Source organism: Acinetobacter sp. 161(2023) (genome assembly GCF_037027805.1).
Classification (GTDB): Bacteria; Pseudomonadota; Gammaproteobacteria; order Pseudomonadales; family Moraxellaceae; genus Acinetobacter.
Window position 1 is genome coordinate 102260 of record NZ_JAZEYD010000015.1, and the last position, 23167, is coordinate 125426.

General features: G+C 38.4%; 14 protein-coding genes and 2 pseudogenes. 13 read left to right on the plus strand and 3 right to left on the minus strand.

Annotation, left to right across the window (positions count from 1 at the left end):
• Positions 1–26 precede the first annotated feature (26 nt).
• The 9 genes from WA249_RS15235 (at position 27) to WA249_RS15275 (ending at position 11006) form a co-directional block, all read left to right on the plus strand.
• Positions 27–803 carry a HesA/MoeB/ThiF family protein gene (locus tag WA249_RS15235; protein ID WP_336169895.1) on the plus strand — a complete coding sequence of 259 codons (777 nt, stop codon included), beginning with the start codon at positions 27–29 and terminating at the stop codon, positions 801–803.
• A 58-nt stretch (positions 804–861) separates the two neighbouring features.
• Positions 862–2160 carry an ABC1 kinase family protein gene (locus tag WA249_RS15240; protein WP_336169896.1) on the plus strand — a complete coding sequence of 433 codons (1299 nt, stop codon included), beginning with the start codon at positions 862–864 and terminating at the stop codon, positions 2158–2160.
• 15 nt (positions 2161–2175) lie between these two features.
• Positions 2176–2556 carry a dihydroneopterin aldolase gene (folB, locus tag WA249_RS15245; RefSeq protein ID WP_336169897.1) on the plus strand — a complete coding sequence of 127 codons (381 nt, stop codon included), beginning with the start codon at positions 2176–2178 and terminating at the stop codon, positions 2554–2556.
• The gene (locus WA249_RS15250; RefSeq protein WP_336169898.1) at positions 2513–2950 is read left to right on the plus strand and encodes a 2-amino-4-hydroxy-6-hydroxymethyldihydropteridine diphosphokinase; all 438 of its coding nucleotides are present in this window, start codon (positions 2513–2515) and stop codon (positions 2948–2950) included. The genes folB and WA249_RS15250 overlap by 44 nt, the downstream gene beginning before the upstream one ends.
• A gap of 258 nt (positions 2951–3208) precedes the next feature.
• A complete protein-coding gene (gene kdpA, locus WA249_RS15255; protein ID WP_336169899.1) occupies positions 3209–4918 on the plus strand; it encodes a potassium-transporting ATPase subunit KdpA in 1710 nt (569 codons plus the stop codon).
• Between the two features lie 8 nt (positions 4919–4926).
• Entirely contained in the window at positions 4927–6966 is a 2040-nt protein-coding gene (gene kdpB / locus WA249_RS15260) for a potassium-transporting ATPase subunit KdpB (protein ID WP_336169900.1), read from the plus strand.
• 13 nt (positions 6967–6979) lie between these two features.
• A complete protein-coding gene (gene kdpC, locus WA249_RS15265; RefSeq protein WP_336169901.1) occupies positions 6980–7585 on the plus strand; it encodes a potassium-transporting ATPase subunit KdpC in 606 nt (201 codons plus the stop codon).
• 38 nt (positions 7586–7623) lie between these two features.
• Positions 7624–10278 (plus strand): sensor histidine kinase KdpD, encoded by a 2655-nt coding sequence (locus WA249_RS15270; protein ID WP_336169902.1) that lies wholly within the window; start codon positions 7624–7626, stop codon positions 10276–10278.
• A gap of 11 nt (positions 10279–10289) precedes the next feature.
• Complete coding sequence (locus tag WA249_RS15275) at positions 10290–11006, plus strand: response regulator transcription factor (RefSeq protein WP_336169903.1); 717 nt, start codon at positions 10290–10292, stop codon at positions 11004–11006.
• A gap of 75 nt (positions 11007–11081) precedes the next feature.
• On the opposite strand, the gene WA249_RS15280 is transcribed toward WA249_RS15275, so the two are convergent.
• Positions 11082–12506 (minus strand): glutamine synthetase family protein, encoded by a 1425-nt coding sequence (locus WA249_RS15280; protein ID WP_336169904.1) that lies wholly within the window; start codon positions 12504–12506, stop codon positions 11082–11084.
• 408 nt (positions 12507–12914) lie between these two features.
• Between WA249_RS15280 and WA249_RS15285 the strand changes: the two genes are divergently transcribed.
• The gene (locus WA249_RS15285; protein WP_336169905.1) at positions 12915–13463 is read left to right on the plus strand and encodes a DUF2799 domain-containing protein; all 549 of its coding nucleotides are present in this window, start codon (positions 12915–12917) and stop codon (positions 13461–13463) included.
• Positions 13464–13508: 45 nt separating this feature from the next.
• Here the strand turns inward: WA249_RS15285 and coq7 are convergent, their stop codons facing one another.
• Together coq7 and WA249_RS15295 are read right to left on the minus strand one after the other, a co-directional pair.
• Positions 13509–14144: a 2-polyprenyl-3-methyl-6-methoxy-1,4-benzoquinone monooxygenase gene (gene coq7, locus WA249_RS15290; RefSeq protein ID WP_004791519.1), complete on the minus strand. Its 636-nt coding sequence runs from the start codon at positions 14142–14144 to the stop codon at positions 13509–13511.
• Positions 14145–14147: 3 nt separating this feature from the next.
• A complete protein-coding gene (locus tag WA249_RS15295) occupies positions 14148–15470 on the minus strand; it encodes an MFS transporter (RefSeq protein ID WP_336169906.1) in 1323 nt (440 codons plus the stop codon).
• Positions 15471–15636: 166 nt separating this feature from the next.
• On the opposite strand from WA249_RS15295, the pseudogene WA249_RS18970 reads away from it, so the two are divergent.
• The 3 genes and pseudogenes from WA249_RS18970 to WA249_RS15305 all read left to right on the plus strand — a co-directional run.
• A pseudogene (locus WA249_RS18970) lies at positions 15637–17218 on the plus strand (POTRA domain-containing protein); the annotation flags it as partial.
• A gap of 89 nt (positions 17219–17307) precedes the next feature.
• A pseudogene (locus tag WA249_RS18975) lies at positions 17308–18369 on the plus strand (autotransporter assembly complex protein TamA); the annotation flags it as partial.
• A gap of 26 nt (positions 18370–18395) precedes the next feature.
• Positions 18396–22901 (plus strand): translocation/assembly module TamB domain-containing protein, encoded by a 4506-nt coding sequence (locus WA249_RS15305; protein ID WP_336169908.1) that lies wholly within the window; start codon positions 18396–18398, stop codon positions 22899–22901.
• The last annotated feature ends 266 nt before the right edge of the window (positions 22902–23167 follow it).

Below are 23167 nucleotides of genomic sequence, written 5' to 3' on the forward strand. Positions count from 1 at the left end.
TCGCTTCTAAGTGAAAGGATTAACGCGTGACCGAGCTTCAAGATATCGATTTTGTAGAGTTAAGTGATGAAGAAATGCATCTCTATAGCCGTCAGATTTTACTTGATGGATGGGATATTGAAGCTCAGGAAAAACTCAAACTTGCTAATGTGCTGATTGTAGGTGCTGGTGGCATAGGCTGTAGCAGTGCAGAGCTACTTGCGCGAGCAGGTGTTGGGAAAATTACACTGATTGATGCAGATACAATCGAGATAAGTAATTTACAACGACAGATCGCATTTGGCCATGAAGATATTGGACGTTATAAAGCAGAAATTTTGGCTAAACGTTTACAGAAAATTAACCCTTATATCTGTGTTGAATACTATAACGAACGTTTAGACGAACATAACATTGATAGACTTGTTGAACATCAAGATGTGGTATTAGATGGATGTGATAATTTTACAACTCGCTATTTAGTAAATGCAGCTTGCAAGAAACATCAGGTCGCATTAATTAGTGCTTCAGCAATTGGTTTTCAAGCACAAATGTTTATGGTTGAAGGCGATTCAGCTTGCTATGAATGTCTTTTTCCAAAAGAATCACATGCCAATGAAGGGCTACGCTGTGCAGAATCGGGGGTACTTGCAACTACTCCTGTAATGATAGCGTCATTACAAGCACATCACACTTTGCTATATTTAGGGTTAAATCGTGTACCTTTAAAGCAGAAACTATTATTGTGGGATGGATTAAACATGACACAACGTATTGTTAGTTTTGATAAAGATGTAAATTGCCCACTTTGTCAGGCAAGCTAAACAGTAAATGAAATAAAATTTGCTACACTCAACCTGAATGATTTGGTTTTGAAGAAATATGAAAAAAAATATTTTGTTTGATGGGCTACGTTCCGTCGCCCGCATTGGTGAAACAGCAGTGGTTGCGGCCAAAGCTGGAATTAAATACGCAACTGAAAAACCAAGTAATGCCAAACTCATGCGAGAGACTTTTGAGTCGCTTGGCTCAACTTATATTAAGCTTGGTCAGTTTATTGCAAGTACTCCATCGCTTTTCCCTCGTGAATATGTAGAAGAATTTCAAGGGTGTTTAGACCAGACACCAACACTGCCATTTAGCTATGTTCAAGGTGTACTTGCATCTGAGTTTGAAGGGCGCGATTTAAATCAGATTTTTAGCTATATTGATGAAAAACCATTAGCTTCTGCATCAATTGCTCAGGTTCATGCAGCTAAACTGATTACAGGCGAAGATGTTGTTATTAAAGTACAAAAGCCTGGTGTGGAAACTATTTTATATACCGACTTAAGTGTAGTGCATTGGGCTGCCAAATTGCTTGAACGTGTCGTACCTAAAATCAAATTTGCTGCACTTTCTGAAATTGTCGATGAAATTAAAAGCCGTATGGTTCGCGAAGTTGATTTCATTGAAGAAGCACAGAACTTAGATGATTTTGTTGAATATTTAAATATTTCACAAAACAAAGCAGCCACTGCACCTAAAGTTTACCATCAGTTTTCTACACGCCGTGTTTTAACCATGCAACGCCTATACGGTGTGTCTTTGACAGATTTTAGTGTTGTAAAACAATATGCCAAAGATCCATCACAAGTACTGATTACTGCCATGAATACGTGGTTCGGTAGCCTAATGTTATGTAAGAGTTTCCATGCGGATTTACATGCTGGAAACCTAATGTTGCTTGAAGATGGTCGAATTGGTTTTATCGATTTTGGTATTGTAGGGCAGCTAAACCCAGAAGTCTGGACAGCGTGTATGGCCTTTATGGATGCATTGCAAAAAACTGATTATCAGGCAATGGCTGAAAACATGCTGAAAATGGGCATGACTCATAACAAAGTTGATGTTGATGTATTGGCACAAGATTTAGAGCGCTTGTTTAATGGCGTATTAATGTCTGACCCTCAACAGATTTTGGCTTCAAATCCAGCTGATTTAAATGACATTATGATGGATATGGTAGGGGTTGGTGAGCGCCACGGTATTAAATTCCCTCGAGATTTTGCTTTATTATTTAAGCAAATGCTTTATTTCGATCGTTTTATGCGCGTACTCGCACCATATACTGATATTTATGCAGACCAGCGTTTGAAAATGGTTCAAAATATGGAACCTGCTTCGTTGTTAAAGCACTAAGGTCAGTTTAAATTTATGGATGCCATTATTATTGAAGGCTTGAAGGTTGAGACAGTGATTGGCTGTTTCAACTGGGAAAGACAAATTATTCAACCTTTAATGTTGGATTTGATCATCCATAATGATTTGAGCCGAGCTGCAGAGTCTGACAAGCTTGAGGACACACTCAACTATGCTCAGATTTGTGAGTTATCGGCTCAAACAATTCAGCAAGCCAAACCTGAATTAATCGAGCATGCAGCCCATCTCGTTTTGCAATGCTTGTTTGAAACCTTTCCAACAATTGAAAAAATTACCATAACCATCCGTAAGCCCGCCATCATTGCAGAAGCTAATGCTGTAGGAATTCGTCTTGAACGCACCAGAAACAATTTTTGCGCTCGCTCTAGCGAGTAATTTAGACGCAGATCAGCACTTTACTTTTGCTTATACGCAATTGGCAACTTTGGGGAAAGTGCAGTTTTCATCTGTTTATCAAATTCCATGCCGAGATGGTATTGGAGATGATTACTGGAATTCAGCATGTCTATTAAAAAGTACTTTAACCTGTGAACAAATTGAGTCTTTTCTAAAAAAACTTGAGAAAGATTCTGGACGTGTTCGTCCATCACATCATATTTCTTTAGATATAGATTTGATCGCATGGGGAAATGATCTGGACCATATGCAATTTAATTCTAAAAAACTACCTTTAGCACTCGATGTAAAAATCCCTTTATATGAGCTTTGGCATTGTAAGACTTTAAAGGCTGATAACACGCTTTATCCAGTCGTTAACTTTAAATTTTAGAGCCTTTCAAACTAGATTTTACGCAAAATTTACGCGGTCTTTGAGTTCCTCAATAGAGAATTTACGAGCATTTTACCCATACTGAAATTCACTAAATTAGTGTTATTTCAGGACAATAAAGATGCTTATAAATTCTCAAATGCGCATCTTGCATCAGTCTGGCATAGTCTTATGCGGACTTAAAACAAATGATATTTCTTCATCTCTCCTTATTTCCAGTTTGGCAAATCAAGCCAAGGAACATAAAGGAGAATAGCCATGTTAGAACTTATACTTGTTTTATTTATTGCTATTTTTCTAGCATGGTGCCTGAGTAAATATCTATCCAAAGTGATGGCAAATCAGCCGATGTGGGGTGATGGATTATTTCGTTGGATTGAAAATCCTGTTTATCGCTTGTTAGGTATATCTCCACAACAACAAATGAACTGGAAACAATATTCTTTAGCATTTGTTGTTAGTTGTGTCTTTCTAGCTGTAGCCGTTTTCGCTATTTTCATGACACAAGCATGGCTACCATTAAACCCAAATCATGCACCAAACATGAGCTGGGATTTAGCATTACACACGACTATTTCATTTTTAACAAATACGAACCAACAGCATTATTCTGGCCAAGCTCAGTTATCTTATTTGTCGCAAATGACAGGTATTGTAGGTTTACAAGTCATTACTCCAATGATGGGGCTGGCTTTGGTGGTCGCGACTTTAAGAGCTTTCTTCTATCAACGTCCAAGCCATATTGCAGCCGATGTTGCCGAGCAGCCAGATCAAATTTTAATTGGTAACTATTGGGTAGATGTAATTCGCCCTACAGTCCGTTTTTTGCTTCCCCTTTGTTTTGTTTGGTCATTGTTGCTCAATAGCCAAGGTGTACCAGCAACTTTTCAGGGCGGGCCTGAAGTACAGCTGATTGATAAAGCCAATACAGTTCAAACTCAAAAAATTCCTTTAGGGCCAGTTGCGCCAATGGTAGCGATTAAGCAATTGGGTAGTAACGGTGGGGGCTGGTATGGTCCAAATAGTGCTGCACCTTTAGAAAATCCAACGCCACTATCTAACTTCTTGGAAATGCTCGCGATTTTACTCATTCCAATCACCGTGATTTTTATGGTCGGGCATTTTACCCAGCGTAAAAAATTTGCCTACTTTGTGTTTGGTAGCATGCTTTTAATGTCGGTTATTTCAGGTGCGGCGGCTGTCTGGTCTGAAAGCATGTCATCTACAGCAACTCAAATTGCCGTAATGGAAGGTAAAGAGCAACGATTTGGACCAGCATCATCAGCAGTTTGGGCTGCGCTTACCACTCAAGTGAATAATGGTTCGGTCAATATGATGCATGATTCTGCTGCACCACTGACTGGTTTAGTCGAACTCATTAACATGTTGATTAATGCCATTTGGGGTGGTGTAGGCTGTGGTCTGCAACAGTTTATGGTTTACCTGTTACTTGCAGTATTCATTGCAGGTTTAATGACAGGTCGTACACCTGAGTTGTTTGGACGCAAAATTGAAGCCGCTGAAATCAAGTTACTCGCAATTATTATCTTAATTCAGCCTCTCACTATTCTTGCTTTTACTGCTTTAAGTGTCAGCATTCCGGGCTTATCAGGCATCACAAACCCAGGACCACATGGTATTACCCAAGTGTTCTATGAATATGTCTCTGCATTTGCCAACAATGGTTCAGGTTTTGCAGGCCTTAAAAATACTACAGTCTGGTGGAATGTCACTTGTAGCATTGCACTTATTTTAGGACGCTTCCCAGCATTAATTTTGCCATTAATGATTGCGACACGTTTAGCAGCAAAAAGAAAAGCACCCGAAACAACAGGTAGTCTTCAGGTTGAAACACCAACCTTTGCGCTAACCCTGATTACGATTGTTGTGTTGCTTACCTTATTACAATTTATGCCAGTTCTTGTCCTTGGGCCAATTGCCGATCAACTTTTGTTGGTTAAAGGCTAAGGAGGCGAGTGAAAATGAATACACAAACTCATGTAAATAGCCATAAAACAACTGTGGCAGTACCAACTTTTGAAGTTTGGAAAAATGCTTTTGTGAAATTGCTACCCCAGCATGCAATTAAAAATCCAGTTATGGCAATTGTATGGCTTGGAACAGTAATTACTGCGCTAAGTACCTTAATGGGATATGCCACACTGGTGTTTGGTTTGGTCGTCACAGCAATTTTGTTTATTACAATTTTATTTGCTAACTATGCTGAAGCGGTTGCTGAGGCTAGAGGTCGTGGACAGGCATCTTCATTGCGTGCAGCAAGGGAAAACTTAACAGCTCGAAGACTTAATTCTTTGGTTGATCGTCAAACTACTCAAGTTCCAGCTACCCAACTTCATTTAAATGATTTCATTGAAGTTCATGCCGGTGAGCTTGTTCCAGCTGATGGTGAAATTGTAGAAGGCTTTGCCACTATTAATGAATCGGCTGTTACAGGTGAGTCGGCACCTGTGCTACGTGAAGCTGGAACTGACCGTTCGGGTGTTATTGGCGGGACTAAAGTCCTTACAGATCGTATTATTGTACAAATCACTGCTGAGTCTGGCCAAAGTTTCTTAGACCGTATGATTGCTTTGGTTGAAGGCTCAAATCGTCAGAAAACACCGAACGAGATTGCACTTGGCTTCTTGTTAATGGTGATGACACTCACGTTTTTAATTGTGGTGATTAGCCTGCCATTTATTGCTCATTATTTGCATATTGAGCTTGATCCAGTTGTACTCGTGGCACTGTTGGTCTGCTTAATTCCAACAACCATTGGAGGCTTGTTACCTGCGATTGGGATTGCGGGTATGAACCGTGCTCTCAAAGCCAATGTCTTGGCAAAATCAGGTAAAGCTGTAGAAGTTGCGGGCGACATTGATGTGCTTTTACTCGATAAAACAGGAACCATTACTTATGGTGACCGTCAAGCAACCTCATTTTATCCGTTAACTTCCGTAAGTGAGTCTGAATTAAGAGCCGCTGCTTGGGTAAGTTCACTTGCAGACCCAACACCAGAAGGGAAGTCGATTGTTAAGTTAGCAAAAGAGCAAGGTTTAAAACAGCAAGAACCTGAACAAGCCGAATTTATCTCTTTTAGTGCTTCAACTCGAATTTCTGGTGTGAATTTACAGAATGGTGATCAAATTCGTAAAGGTGCTTTAGATGCAATCTTGAAGTTTGTAGATGAAGATTATTCTCAAGATTTAGAGTTAAAAGCACGTGTTGAACAAGTTGCTAAAAAAGGTGCAACACCATTAGTCGTAGCAAATCAACATCATGTATTGGGTGTGATTGAGCTTTCAGATGTAATTAAACACGGCATTAAAGAACGTTTTGCACGTTTAAGAGAAATGGGTATTAAAACCGTTATGGTAACGGGTGATAACCCATTAACTGCTGCTGCGATTGCTGCTGAAGCTGGTGTAGATGACTATATTGCCGAAGCAAAACCAGAAGACAAATTGGCTTGTATTCGCACCGAACAACAACAAGGTCGTTTGGTTGCAATGGTCGGTGACGGAACCAATGATGCACCAGCCTTAGCACAGGCTGATATTGGTCTAGCCATGAACTCGGGTACACAAGCTGCAAAAGAAGCCGGTAATATGGTCGATTTAGACTCTGACCCAACCAAACTGCTTGCTGTGGTTGAGATTGGTAAACAGCAGCTGATTACCCGTGGTGCTTTAACAACATTTTCGTTAGCAAACGACGTCTCTAAATACTTTGCCATCTTACCTGCATTGTTCGCTGCTGCGATTCCACAAATGCAAGTATTGAATGTGATGCATTTAGCAAGTCCAAGCAGCGCGATTTTATCTGCATTAATTTTTAACGCGATTATTATCCCGCTATTAATTCCAATCGCACTTCGAGGCGTGAAGTTTAAACCTTCAACTGCAACTCAGTTATTACGTCGAAATATGTTGATTTATGGGGTGGGTGGTGTGGTTCTACCGTTCATTGCTATTAAAGCGATTGATGTTGTGATTGTTCAATTATTTAGTTTGTAATCTGGAGTTTGAAATGAAAACTTATGCACAAAATTCAGAAGCAAATTTGGGTCAGACCCTAAGAGCATCTTTCGGGCTTCTAATTTTTACTCTTGTGGGTTGCGGTGCTGTTTATAGTGCTATCGCCACAGGAGCGGGACAGGTGTTATTCAACAATCAAGCAAATGGTAGTTTGATTGAAATAGACCATAAAGTTCTAGGGTCAAAGTTAGTCGCTCAGCCATTTATTGGAGAGGCTTATTTTCATCCACGTCCTTCAGCGGTTGCTTATGATCCGATGTCTATGGGTGGTACAAATTTAGCCCTTACCAATCCAGATCTGCAAAAACAAATTGATGCACAGATTCTTGAAGTGAAAAAACAAGACCATACGGGCAATGCAGCTATCCCAAGTGATTTGGTGACTAAATCGGGTAGTGGTATCGATCCGCATATTAGTCCTGAAGCCGCTCAATTACAGGTAGCTCGAGTGGCTCAAGTTCGTCATCTAGAATCGAAAGTTGTAGAAGAGCTACTACAAAAACATATTGAACCAGCTCAGTTTGGTGTATTGGGGCAAGCACGTGTTAATGTATTAGAGCTAAATATCGCTTTAGATCAATTACAATCTACACATTAACTTGAAAATAAAATTGTTAGTTTACCGGATGATATCAAGTGCAAAGCAATCGCGAAAATCAGGCTGAGGCCTTATTAAATCATGTTAATAGATATCAAGCCGGTCGACTAACAATCTTTCTTGGTGCGGCGCCTGGTGTTGGAAAAACCTACGCCATGCTTGCTCGCGCTAAAGAATTATTCCAACAGGGTACAGATGTTGTTGTTGGTATTGTTGAAACTCACGGAAGGATAGAAACTCTAAAAATTTTGGAAGGGTTGCCTCAAATTGCTAGAAAGGAAATGCAATATCAGGGGCACACTTTAGAAGAAATGGACTTGGATGCTATTCTGCTTCGGCATCCAGAAATTGTTTTGGTTGATGAGTTAGCTCATCGCAACATACCGAACAGTCGCCATGAACGACGTTGGCAAGATGTCAATGAATTGCTAGACGCGGGTATTGATGTATTTACCACCATTAATATTCAGCATTTAGAAAGCTTAAATGATGTGGTGCATCAGATTACGGGGATTAGAGTAAATGAAACTGTTCCAGATCGGGTGTTTGATCGTATTCGAGACATTCGCTTAATTGATTTACCTGTTAGTGAACTCATTGAAAGGCTCCATCAAGGAAAAGTCTATGTGCCAGAGCAAGCAAATCTGGCATTACAAGGCTTTTTTAGCATTTCAAATTTAACAGCATTACGTGAACTCGCAATGCAATGCGTTGCGGAACATGTCGATTCAGATTTAAAAGAGAGTTATGCCTCTAAAGGTTTGAAATCTATATCGCTGCAAAATGAACTGATGATTGCGATAGATGGACAAGGCTCTTCTGAATATTTAGTACGGGCAGGGTGCCGTTTAGCGGAACGTTACGGAGCTACATGGACTGTAGTAAATGTTGCTAAAAGTCTGGACTTTGGACAGAGTTCAGGAAACTCATATAAAAAAGAATATATTGAGATTGATCGGGCGTTTGAGCTGGCTCGGCAACTCGGTGGCCGAACAGAAGTTTTATATGGGCATCGAGTTGCATCTGTTTTAATGGATGCCGCGGTTGATCGGGGAATTTCAAATCTAGTTATTGGCAAAAGTATTTCACCGTGGTGGCTAAAATTATTTGAGAAAAATTTAGCTCAACAATTACTAAATCAAGAAAATTCGATTGCTTTAACCATTTTGCATCCAGAACAGGGCACTAAAAAGATAACTCCACTCATAAAGCCATCATTTTTATCATTAAAAGAAAGTATTTTTGTTTTAGCTGTTACATGTGCCAGTATTTTTATAGCTCACTTTGCCGAAGTTCTCTTGGGTATTGAAGACTTTTCTGTCATTTTTATTATTTCAGTTTTAATTGTAGCAACGAAAACGAGAATGCTCGCTGCAGTAGTGGCAGCCTTAATCTGTTTCTTGTCTTATAATTTTTTCTTTATAGCTCCACGGTTTACCTTTCAGATTTCTGCACACCAAGGGGTAGTCACTGTTGTTGCCTTTTTTGCAGCAGCGTTAATTGCTGGACGTTTGGCCTCTCAATTACGTCAGCAAGTTTTATCTTTAAAAGCTGCCAATGCCTACACCACAGTGATGCAAGACTTGGCACGTAAACTTTCTAGTGCGGTAAACCTTGAAGAAGTCATGCAAACAGGGCGTATGACTTTAGAAACCCAGCTGCAAACTAAGGTGTGGATTTCTATTCAAGACAGAGTCATTTCATCTGATATTGAGCTAAACGATAAAGAAAAAGTAGCCGCAGAATGGTGTTTAAAACATCAGCAACCGTGTGGGCGTTTTACCGATACTCTTAGTCAATCAAACTGGTGGTTTTTACCACTTTTAGAACAGAAAAATAGCCTGGGTATTGTGGGAATTTACTTTAAGGATGAAGTGATTTCTCTAAATTTTGAGCAAAAGAAACTGACGGAAAGTGTAATTGAATATATTGCGCAGGCAGCACTTCGAACCCAATTGGTTAATGAGCTTGAACAAGCCAAAGTCACCAGTGAAACAGAGCGATTACGTTCTGCTTTATTATCTTCGGTATCACATGATTTACGTTCACCACTTGCTTCTATTATTGGAGCAGCAGACACGCTTGCCAATTTTAAAGCTGACATGTCAGAACAAGACCAGCAAGATTTACTTGAAACAATTCATTTAGAAGGTGAGCGTTTAGACCGTTATATTCAAAACTTGCTTGATATGACGCGCTTAGGCCACGAAGGTCTAACTTTAAAAAGAGACTGGATTGGGGTAGATGAATTAATTGGTTCAGCAACCCGCCGTTTAAAGCGTTATAAACCAGATACGCAAGTGGTCGTTCAGTTACCTGAGCAACCGATTAGTTTGTATGTCCACCCAGCACTGGTAGAGCAAGCTATTTTTAATGTTTTAGAAAATGCCGCAAACTTTTCACCTCCAGATGAGTCAGTCATGATTCGCGCTAATCTGTCATCAGAAGATGAAGTAAAAATTGAAATTGAAGACAGGGGTGCGGGAATTCCTGAAGAAGAAAGACACCGCATTTTCGATATGTTTTATACGATGGAGCGCGGAGATCGTGGAAAGTTTGGTACAGGTTTAGGGCTTACAATCGTAAAAGCGATCATTGGTGCTCATATGGGTACAATAGAAGCATTTTCAGGGCGCCAAAATAAAGGTACTTTAATTCAAATCAGATTACCCATTCACCCAGTAAAAGAATAAGTTGTAAATTCATGATAAGTTCAGAAACATCTCCAGTAGAAACACGCATTGTGATTATTGATGATGAGCCTCAAATCCGTAAATTTTTAGATATTGCTTTAAGAACTCAAAAATATAAAACCACGCTCTGCGAAACGGGTTACAAAGGCCTAGAGGCTTTGGCAACCCAAGGGGCTGATTTGGTTATTTTAGATCTAGGTTTACCCGATTTAGACGGGAAAGAAGTGCTTCAAGAGTTACGTAGCTGGTCAAATGTGCCGGTTATTGTGTTATCTGTACGCGCTGATGAATACGAAAAAGTTGCTTTGCTCGATGCTGGCGCAAACGATTACATGACCAAGCCTTTTAGTGTGCAAGAGCTTTTGGCGCGCATACGTGTCATCTTAAGAAATCAACCAATCCAGCAAGAAGCACATGTATATGACGATGGTTATCTTAAAGTCGATGTCACGCAACGTTTGGCTTGGGTCGAGCAACAGCCAATTACTTTAACTCGAAAAGAGTTTCAACTTTTGACGCTATTAATGCGCTATCAAGGCCAGCTTTTAACACAGCCACAACTTTTAAAAGAACTATGGGGGCCAACCCATCAAGAAGATACGCATTATTTGCGTATTTTGGTGGGTAAGTTGCGAAGTAAACTGGGGGATAACGCGATTCAACCACGCTATATTGCTACTGAGCCTGGTGTTGGATTACGTTTTTTAGCTCAACAGAAAAATCATTAATGAGATATAAAAAAACCTTAGGGGATTTCTCCCTAAGGGATTGCAAAGTGGTTTATATCTTTTAGCTTTTTTTATTTAAATATCCCAATGTTGTTCTGCTTCAGTCATTTGGCTGTAAATATTTTGATATTCAGCCTGTTTCACTGTGTACCAATGCTCTACAAAGTCGGCCCCTAAATATCCTTTTAAAATAAGACTTCCTTTAAATATTTTTAAGGCTTCTGGTTGGTTGTTGGCTAATAAAATATGCTCGTCTTGAAATTTTAAAAGATGTGCAGGTTTTGGTAGCGGTAACTTATGAGATAAGCCATAAGACACGCCAGCTAAAATAGTTGCTGTAACCAGATAGGGATTGCAGTCGGCTCCAGCAACCCGATATTCTAAGCGTTGATTTTGTATATCTGAGCATGGAATTCGGATTGCGACATTACGATTGTTGGTATCCCAATTGGCTTCTAATGGCACATGATGACCAATTTTAAAACGTCTATAAGAATTAATATTGGGCGCTAAAATAGCCATAGATGCAGGCATTAATTCAATTAGGCCACTAATTGCGCTTAGTAATTTGACGGAAAGCTCATCTTTTTCTTCTTCTGAGCTAAATATATTTTCATGGTATTGATTGAGCATACTCATATGAAAATGCATGCCGCTACCAGCTTTTGCCAAGTTTGGTTTCGCCATGAAACAAGCGGTTAAGTCATGCTTTCTTGCGACTTGCTTTACAATTCTTTTTAAAGCATTAATTTGATCGCAGAGCTTTAAAATATCATGGCTATGTTGGAGGTTTAACTCGTATTGTCCAGGAGATGACTCCGCAACAATAGCGGTAATTTCAATAGACTGTAGTAGAGCAGCTTTTTCAACTTCCTCTAGGACTTGTTGATAGTTATTCGGTGCATCTATATCGAAACATTGGTTTTCTATGCATGTTTCAGACTGATGCTGAGGTGAGAAAAGATAAAACTCTAGTTCGGCAGCCATAACAGGAAAATAATTGGTAGCATGTAACTGATTTAATAATTTTTTTAATATATTGCGTGGTTCATAGTGACAATCTGAACCATCTTCTTCTTGCATTGATAGGTAAAGCTGAGCATTCAATTCAGGAGATAATGCACTGGGTTGCAAGCTGCCTAAAATGGGTAGGCAAAGTCTGTCTGGTTCACCAATATATTTTCCTAAACCTGTCTCTTCAATCACTTTTCCATCAAGGCTCATTGCATAAACAGAAAGTGGAAAATAGCATCCATTAGAAAGATTCTTTAAACTTTTAACATCAATCCGTTTCCCACGGATATGTCCGTTTAAGTCGTACAGACAAATATCAATGTGCTGAGTGTGAGGATATAAAGTTAAATATTCATCAACCTCTTTTAAAAAAAGCTCGGAATTGAAAATGTGAGTTTGTATTGGAGGAATAAAATCATTTGATATTTTAAATGCCTTAAAGTGAGGATTTTGTAAGTTTAAACTTGGGTAAATATGCGTACTCATTATAAAAAACCTTGGTGGTTATTTAGCTAAAATCCTACCGTAGCCTGTGAATTTAATCGCGTAAAAAAAGAGTAAAATGATTAAAGAGTAATTTATGAGTGATTTTGATTTTTTATTTTAATAATCAAAATCTTGTAATTAATTTTTAAGATAATTATTTTAAGTAAAATTAGTGTATAAAGGTCGTTTAAGAGTGAGCGAATTTCTGCGAATTTGATTTTTTTTAATTAAACAATATTAACAATTATGACCTTTCAATTTGGTGAGATGATCAAACTGATTTAAACTTAAAAGCTTATCCAGTGAGTCACTTATTTTTGACGTCTTGAATAGAACAAGATCTTTTAGGGTATTTGCTGGAATTTTATTTTTTGCGTTTTTTAAATTTTATTTTCGAGTTCTATTAATATGAAAAATATCTTTTTAGCCATTTTAGCAATCAGCCTTTCAGGTTGTACTGCAATGAGCGTAGAAGAATGTAAGACTGCGAATTGGTCATTAGTGGGTGAGAAAGATGGTTCAAAAGGTTCGTCACCACGTTTAGATCAATATTATAAAGCATGTGGAAAAGCCAATATTGTTCCAGATCAAAAGTCATATGAACGCGGGTATAAAGAAGGGCTAGGGTATTATTGCCAGCCAGCAAACATTTTTTATAACGCTTTAGAAGGGAATGGCAATATCAACGTGTGCCCAGTTGAGCAGCGTAACCGTTTAAGACCTTATTATCAGGCAGCTTCTGATTACTATAATGCAAAAAATGAATATGATCGTTATGACGAAAAGTTTAAGCAATATTCTGACAGTGCTTATAACGAAAAATTAAAGCCAGAAGAGCGTGAACGTTATCGTAAGCTTTTAAGAGAGTTACAAATTGATCGTGACCGCATTAATCGAAACTATTGGAACTCAATTAGAGATATCGAGCGTTTTAAATACGATCACGGATTAAAATAATATTTAAAAAAGGATTGATCTGAATTAGATCAATCCTTTGTTTTCTTAAAGGTAATAACTAGTTTTTGTCATTAGCTTTGAAATCGCAGTCATCGTAATTTTTACTGCATATGGTAATTCAACACCACCTGCCTCAAGCGCTGTATGGCGATGATGTAATTCATCTTCATTCATTTGCTCTAAAATTTTACGAGAACGATCATCTTGAGCAGGTAACTGGTTTAAATGATCTTGTAAATGAAGGCTGACTTGGCGTTCGGTTTCGGCCACGAAACCTAAGCTATATTTGTCACCCGCAATACCAGCAAGAGCACCCATGCCATATGAAAGCCCATACCAAATTGGGTTTAATAAACTGGTATGACTATTTAGCTCTTTTAAACGAACCTCACACCACGCTAAATGATCTTGTTCTTCAATTGCCGCTTGCTGCATTTCTTTGCGTACATTTGGCAATTTCGCCGTTAATGCTTGTCCATGATAAAGGGCTTGTGCACACACTTCACCGCTATGGTTAACACGCATTAAGCCTGCGACATGGCGAGCATCTTCTACGCCTAGTTTTGCTTCAACTGATTCGGCTGGATTTTGGCGCTGTGCTGCTGTTGCACCTGGAACAAGACTACGTAATGCTTGATCAAAAGAGTTAATAAGCTGATCAATTCCAGTATAGTGGCGCATAAATTAGTCCTCCAAAGAAAGATGTGCTGTGGCAAGCATTGGTTTTAGACGTGCTAGAAGCCAAATGCTAAAGATTGCACTAAGTACAGCTGTAATAATAAATAGTATTTTAATATCAATTTTTAAAACACTTAAGATTAAGATTGAAAAAATTGCAGATGAAACCATAAAAACGGCATTTAAAATGTTATTTGCTGCTACAACGCGAGCACGATGTGAACGTGGTGAGTAAGCCTGCATCATGGCATATAAAGGAACAATATAAAAACCGCCACTAATCCCCAGTAAAGTCACAGCTATCATCACATGGTAATAAACCCAGCCTTGGGTAAAAATATCTTTTAAGGTAAGTAATGTACCAGTTCTTTCGGGTACAAAAGCTAAACTCGCGGCAAGGTAGAGCGCAAAAACGGTAAGGCCAATCGCACCAATTGGTACCATTTTAATATTAATTTCTGAGCCACCAATTTTACGGCAAAGAAGAGACCCGACACCAATACCGACCGAAAAGAAAGTCAGTAAGAGGCTAACGACATTTTCTGATGCATGAAGGTTTTGTTGGGTAAGCTGCGGAATTTGCGTTAAATAAGTCGCCCCATAAAACCAGTACCACGAGTTACCTAACAAAATAGTAAATACTAACGGTAAACTTTTAGCATATGTAATGGTTTGAAAGCTTGTGCGAATAAAGTTCCAGTCAATATTTAAATCGGGTGCTGCAACTTTCTGTGGCAAAATGAAGCGACTACATAAATAGCCAATGCAAGCAATAACCACAACAGTAAGGCTAATCCACAGTAAGTTCCCATGTGATGATGCAATTACAGCACCACCTAAAATCATCCCGAATAAAATTGCCATTGAAGTGCCCGACTGAAACAGAGCATTACCCGACATTAATTCATTCGGTTTTAAAATTTCAGGCAAAATTGCGTACTTGATGGGACCAAAAAATGTTGAATGTGTACCCATTAAGAATAAAGCAAGAAGGAGCAACCATAAGTGCCCCAATAAAAAACCGGCAGAACCGATAAGCATAATAATAATTTCTAAAATTTTTATGCCACGGACGAGTTGTGAGCGCTCATATTTATCTGCAATTTGTCCAGCAGTGGCTGAAAAAAAGAAATAGGGCAAAATAAACAAGAGAGCTGCTAAATTATTGAGAGTACTTACTGGGGCTGATTGCTGCTGAATCAAACCATAAGTAATCACTAATAATAAAGCTTGCTTAAAAACATTATCATTTAATGCGCCAAAAAACTGGGTAAAAAACATCGGTACGAACCGACGTGATGTCATCAGGTGCTCATCTTGTTTCATCATGTGCAAACTTCATTGTGTTTTATAAAAAAATGTGACCGAGTGTTAATTTGCATCGAAAACCATGTATGATATTTTTAACGCTTGATTAAATGAAAAATCAATGGTTTTGAGTGAGTTTTACACTCACCTTGGTGCGTTTTATTAAAAAATAAGTCTAGAGTTTTCTATGCCTTCTAAAATTAAGTTTAAACAGTCAACTCTCTCTCATTCTATGCATTTAATTTTAAAAATGCAGGGGATTCCTAAACTTATTTGTAGCAGCTTGTTGTTAACGGTTTGTGTAACACCAGGCTTTGCTAAAACTTCTGTTGATAGTAATTCCTCAACTTTAAACCAGACTGTGTCTAATGGGTCAACTGAACTATCAGCTCCAGTGAGTCAGCAAACTACTGCTCCAATAACAGATATTGCTACACTTGTGACTCAAGCACAGCAACAACAAGATAGCTTGGCTATATTGCAACAACAAGAACAATTTCCAAATCAAATTGACGCATTTAAGCCAATTACGCTTGATAATCTTGATGATTTGCCTGACTTGCCTGTTGATCAAAACATGGCAAATGAAATTTATAAAGTCGCTGAAGAAGCTAAGAATGAAGCGCAAAATTTCCAAAATGGCACTCAGAAGCTACCCGAAGTTACAGTCAGTGATGCAACTCAGTCTGAATTAAATCAGATTAATCAAGCACCTGTAAATATTGACCAACTTATGCAAGAGATTAAATCTGATAGTCAGATTGTAGTCGAAGCCAATCAAACTGGAAAAACCTTACCTGAATTAACGCCAGAGGCTGAAAAGCCACCTGAGCAAGCTGGTTTCTTTAAACGTATTTTAAATAAAGTGCGTCCACCACGTGTAATTCCGATGGAGCAAGTGCCACGTATTAGTGCAGATGTGGAAGGTGCTCCAGATGCGCTGGCTAAAAATATTAAAGGAAAGTTATCAACATTCACCCAAGAATCATTCGAAGATTTTAATGCAGCTTTACCTCAGCTCCGAACGCTAAGCAATCAGGCTGCTCAAGCGGTTGGTTATTATAATGCTGAGTTTAGATTTGAAAAATTAAGTCCCAGTCGTGTTCGTGTTAAGGTTACACCAAATGAACCAGTACGAATTAATGAGCAAAATATCGAATTCACAGGTGCTGGTGAAAAACGGCCCCAATTTCAGGTTATTCGCTTAGTTCCTGATCAGGATGTAGGTGATATCTTTAACCATGGTTTATATGAAACCACGAAAACCCGAATTGCCAATGCAGCCTCTGATAACGGTTATTTTGATGCATATTGGCGGTTGCATGATGTAAAAGTGAGTCAGCCTGAAAACAAGGCTGATATCAATTTACGTTATGAGACAGGTGAGCGCTATAAATTAGATAAGGTCGAGTTTCGTATGAGTGATCCATCGAAACCTTTGCCATTAAATCAAAATATATTAGAAAGTATGGCACCTTGGAAAGAGGGTGATGACTATGGATTTTGGCGAGTAAATACTTTAGCGAATAATCTAACAAATTCTCGTTATTTTAATTACACCTTGGTTGATAGCATTAAACCAGATCCAATTGAAAAACCACTTGAGTTACCACCAGATTTACAAACTTTAGTCGATGAGCAAAATATTGATGTTGATGAATCTAATTTACTTTCACCAGAAGAAAGACGACTTGCTAAAGCACGTCAATTAGCAACATCTAATAAAGAAGTTACACAAAACGTTGTAGATGAAAAACAGTTTGCTGGAACACAAAAAGTAAAAGAGGGAGAACCTCAAACAGCAATGTTGCAAAGTGCTCCAAGTCAGCAGGATGAAAAAGAAACCGAACAAGATCGTTTGCAAGCTCAAGCGCGTGAAACGAAAAGAATTCCAGTCATTGTGACTTTAAATGCAGATAAGCTAAATAGTTTAGAAACGGGTATTGGTTACGGGACCGATACAGGTGCACGTTTACGTAGTCAGTATCGCCGTTCTATTGTGAATAAATATGGTCATTCTTTTGATGCCAACTTAGAAGTTTCACAAATTCGTCAATCTATTGATGGTCGATATAGTATTCCTTACAAACACCCGCTAAATGATTACTTTAACATTGTGGGTGGATATGAGCGCGAGACTAGGAATAATATTGGTCCTGATGTAGGTTTACTTACTGAGTCGGCAGTATTAGGTGGAGAGCGCATAATTAAACGCCCATTAGGGAACTGGCAGCATACTTTTGGCGTACGTTATCGTTTAGACCGTTTGACCCAGCAGGGTAATGTTGATATTTCTGAGTTACCTGATGCTTTTAAAACGGCCGCATCAGAGCAAGAAGCATTATTATTTAGTTATGAAACATCTAAAACCACGAGTAATACACGTTTAAACCCAACGAAAGCTTTTAAACAAACCTATAAACTAGAATTAGGTAGCGAGAGTTTGCTGTCTGATGCCAATATGGCAATTGCAAGTGCGGGTTGGAGATTTATTTATTCTTTGGGTGAAAATGATGATCATCAATTTGTTGGCAGATCTGACCTTAGCTACATTTTTACCGATAATTTTGACAAAGTTCCGTACAACCTTAGATTCTTTACTGGTGGTGACCAAACAATTCGTGGATTTGACTATAAGAGTCTTTCTCCAGAAGTAAATGGTTATAAAATTGGGGGACAAGCTTTGGCTGTAGGTTCTTTAGAATATAACTATCAATTTAAGGACGGTTGGCGAGCTGCTGTCTTCTCTGACTTTGGTAATGCCTATGATAAGGATTTTAATAATCCAGCAGCTTATAGCATTGGGGTTGGAATTCGATGGAAGTCTCCAATCGGCCCAATTCGTTTAGATGTCGCTTCGGGTATTTCAGATGAAAACCATCCGATTCGTTTACATTTCTTTATAGGCCCACAACTTTAAAAATAAAATTTTATTAGGTTTATTTTATGGCGGAAGTAGAACAGCAGCCAACTTCGGCACCTAGCTCTCCTAAGAAACGGCGCATTTTGCGTAGTTTCTTGCTGACGATATTAATCATATTTTTATTATTAGCGTCTTCTTTAGTGATTATGATGTCAACTGATCGCGGAAGTCGTTTTCTATTAGATCGGGTCTTAGAAGCCCAGAAAATAATTAAATATGAATACGAAGGGGGTAATTTACTTAGAGGAATTATCCTTAAAAATATTATTGTTCAGTTAACAGAAGTTGATGTTACTTTAGATAGAGCCGATGTTCGCTTAGGGTGGCGTTCTTTATTATTAGAAAAAGAAGTGCATTTAAGCAATGCAGATGTACAGAACTTAATTATTATTAATAAAGCTCCACCATCGAATAAAGCCTTTGAATTTAAACCAATTAAATTACCATTTGTGCTTCGTGTAGATAAGGCAAATGTCGATCATTTAGAAATTAAAAATTCAGGTTCTATTGTAAATTTCCATGACGTTCACCTAAATGATGCACTGTGGTCAGAGACTAAACTGGAATTTGAAAAATCCAGTATGGATATGGGCTATCTTTCTGTTCATAACGCAACAGGCAAGATGGACTTTAGTGGAAAATACCCACTTAATGCGACCGCCGATTTAAGAATTCCATCTTTAAAAAGCTTAAATATTCAAGATATTAAGGTTGCAGCTAGAGGAAGTTTAGATACTTTAAAAGCGGGTGTGGCGACAACAACACCAGATTTATTAACAGGCTGGGTCGTTTTACATCCTGTTCGTCATGAAGTACCTATGCAAGGTGCGCTGTTATTCAAAAATTATCACTTGCCTTTATTGGTTGAACAAAAATTATTTGCGAAAAATGGTGTAATCAAGTTTCAAGGTGATATTAAACAGCTTAATTTGGCACTTGATACAGATTTAAAGGGTGAAAATTTACCTGAAGGTCAATACAACGCTTTAATGAATACTGACTTGGTTCATCAGTTGAATATCACTGATTTTAATGGTCAAGTCATGAAAGGGGCTGTTAACCTTAAAGGTTTAGTAAACTGGAAAGATCATGTTACTTGGGATGTTAAAGGCCGTTTAGACCATATTAATCCTAAAGACAAAGCTATTCCTCAGGTTGTTCAAGACTTTTTACCGCCAAGTTTAGATGCTGCTGTTGCTTCAACTGGTTCTTTGGAAAAAGGCACTGAAGTATTTGCTAATGTTGATTTTGACCGTTACGAGTCTTGGAAACTCAAGTTTAATCAGGCTCCTGAAAAAAATAAAAAACCCCAACCGATGCTCATGAATGTGGCTTGGACGAAAATAGACCGTGCAATGCCTTATATTGGATGGTTAAGCAGTGATAATGGTCAGGTTGATTTAACATTACGTGATGGCCAGCAAGATATTAAAGTTGCTACAAAAGTATATCAGCATGAAAAAACTTTATTGCCAGCAGGTCAATATCTAGCTAACTTAAATGTTAAAGATAATGTTTTAAATATTCCCAATTTTAGTTTTGCTGCTGAAAAAGGTAGCTTAACTGGTCAGGCGAAAGTATTACTTCCTACTGAAAAACGTCAGTTGGTTTGGAATGCTTTGTTAAATGCAAAGGATTTTAATCCACAAAGTATTCATGCTGCAGCACCTGTTAATCTTTTAAATGGTTCGATTAAAGCAAATGGTTTTGCTAAACCAAACCAGCAAATCATTCAATTTGAGAAAATTGATTTAACTGGTCGATTGGCTCAAGCAGGTCAAGAGACTGTAACTTTAGGCGGTAAAAGTACAGCAGCATTATTATTCAATGATGTAAAAGCTGGCGGCGGCTTTAAAGGTTTTGCAGTTAATTATGATGGATCTTTAAAAGCCTTAAAACAGGCAAATGGTTTACTGAAGTTTTCTATAGCGGGTACGCCAGATTTTATTCGAATTAACCAGTTACAACATGATGGGATAGCTGGAAAAATCTATGCAACCGGTTCTGTAAATCTGAAAGATCGCATTGCATGGGATATTAATAGTTCATTGGTACGCTTTAAACCTCAATATTTCACCTCAGCTGTAAAAGGCGAAATTTCAGGGAATCTAAAAACCCAAGGGGTTTGGGCAGACCATCTGAAACGAATTAATATTCAGCAATTGAATCTTGCTGGCTTTATAAATAATAAACCTGTGCGAGGTAAGGGTAATCTCTCTATATTGATGGATTCTAATCAAAAAGGCTTTTTACCTCAGCAGTTTGAAGCAAATAATTTATTTTTAGTGTATGGGCAAAATCAGCTACAAGCGACAGGCAATGCACAAAATCTAAAAATCAAGCTCAATGCGCCAGCACTCTATGAGTTATATCCAGGGCTACGCGGTCGAGCTTACGGTGACCTGAATGTACAATCGCAGCCACGTTTAAAAGCAACAGCAAATATCGCAGTAGACGATTTTGCTTTTAACAATTTAGTAAGCGTGAAGAGATTGAGTATTCAGGGTGAACTTCCCACATCGGAAACAACACCGACCCAATTAACCGCAAAATTAGATAATTTGCGTAGTGGAAATAGACAAATTCAGTCTGCCGAATTGAATTTAACTGGAACAAGAAAAACGCATTTATTGAAAGTACTCGGCAGTAATAGTATTTCCAAGTTCTATGTTCAGTTAGCAGGCGGGTTTAACCAGAACAATGATTGGTTAGGTCAGATTCAGAAAGGAAGTTTTGATTCAAAACGCATTCATCTGGCACAAAATCAAAATGCTCCAGTGATTTATTCTTCTGCAAGGTCTGAGCTATATGTAGGTCAACACTGCTGGCAAAGTGCGAATAGCCAGCTCTGTTTCGACCAACCAGTAAGAGTAAGTAAGGCTCGCGGTAATATTTCGTTTGTAACTCAAAACATGGATTTAAGTGACTTCGCGGCATTTATGCCAGAAGGCTTAGCGATGACTGGGCAATTAAATGGTTATGCCAAGGCTGCGTGGGTAAATGGAGGAAATCCAAAACTTGATGCACGTTTAATTACGCGTAAAGGTGAAATTGGCTTAGCTGCTGAAGATCCACAAGACCCTGCGACCACTCTGGCTTATGATGAGTTAAGCGTGATTGCCAAAAGTGTATCTGAGGGGCTGTTGTTCCGTATTGATGTGAAAACTCCAGATATTGGTACGGGTTATGCGAATGTCATTATCAATCCATTCCAGCCATCCATGCCAATGCATGGTGAGGTCGCTTTTAATGATGTTCAATTAAAAGTCTTGAAACCATTTATTCAAGATGTCCGCAAATTAAGTGGAACCTTAGCCTTGGCAGGTAAAGTCAACGGTACATTAACTCAGCCACAATTTACTGGTGAGATGCGTCTGAAAAATGGTGCAATCAGCATGATTTCGCTGCCAGTTAATTTAACTAATGTTCAGGTTTACTCATCAATTCGTCAGGACATGGCCACAATTGATGGTGCGTTTAACAGTGGTCAAGGTGTAGGGCTTTTAAAAGGTAGCTTTGAATGGAAAGATTCGCCACGTCTTCAATTAAACCTCAAAGGTGATAATTTACTTGTACGTCAGGCTCCATTAATTACTGCAATTGTCAATCCAAACCTTACACTTGATATGTATCCTTTCGATAAGCGTTTAAGCTTAAAAGGATCGGTAGATGTTCCTCGTGCACGTATTTCAATGCCAGAAACAACTGCCCCAATCATTAATACCTCATCAGATGTCCGCATAGTTCGACAAGGCCAAGATCCGCTTGCAATTTTACGGGCTGCTAAACCTTGGGATATTCGAGCTGATATTGCTGTTAATATTGGAAACCAAGTGATATTCCAAGGCTTTAACAGTAATATTCCATTGGTTGGTCGTTTAAATTTAAGCCAACGTGGCTACGAGACTGCAATGCGAGCTAACGGGGCAATTGGTGTTAGTCAAAAAGTGAAAATTGAAGCTTATGGACAAAGTCTAGATTTGAATCGAGCGATTGCGCGTTTTAATGGTCCATTGGCTAATCCGACTTTAGATATCGATGCAAACAAAAATGTTCAAGGTAGTATGGTTGGGGTACGTGTTACAGGTACTGCAACATCGCCAAACATTCAGGTTTACAATGACGCAGGATTATCTGAGCAAGAGGCATTGAATGCACTTGTTACGGGGCGTATTAATGAAGGTTCAAGTGGTTTAAGTAATTCAGAAGGATTTAAGTCTGATGTAAATAACACCATTGCTGCCGCAGGGATTAGTATGGGCTTAGGCGGTACACGTGCTTTAACGAACCAGATTGGACGTACTTTCGGTTTGAGTGGCTTAGCTTTAGATGCACAAGGTACGGGTGAAGATACGCAAGTGAGCTTAACGGGCTATATCACACCTGATCTATTTATTCGTTATGGTGTTGGCGTATTCACTCCAGTGAACAAACTCACGTTACGTTATCAAATGAATCGACGTTTATACTTAGAAGCAAGTCAGTCTTTAGAAAGAGCGATCGATTTATTCTATAACTGGCGTTTCTAGTAGACGGAAATTAAACATTAGGAAAGTACTCTAGTACCTATAATGATTTGATTAATCTCAAGTAATAACGAAATAAAAGCTCACTTCTTAGTGGGCTTTTATTTTAAGCATTTCTATATGAATTAAAAAAATTGAATATTTATCGATATAGAGTCTTAATTCTCTTAAAAGGAACCAAAGCTTGAATAGGCTTTTGATTAAAGAAAACTCACTTGAAAATTACTATTTTATAAATTAGTTTTCAGAATCATTAAATGAAACTAAAT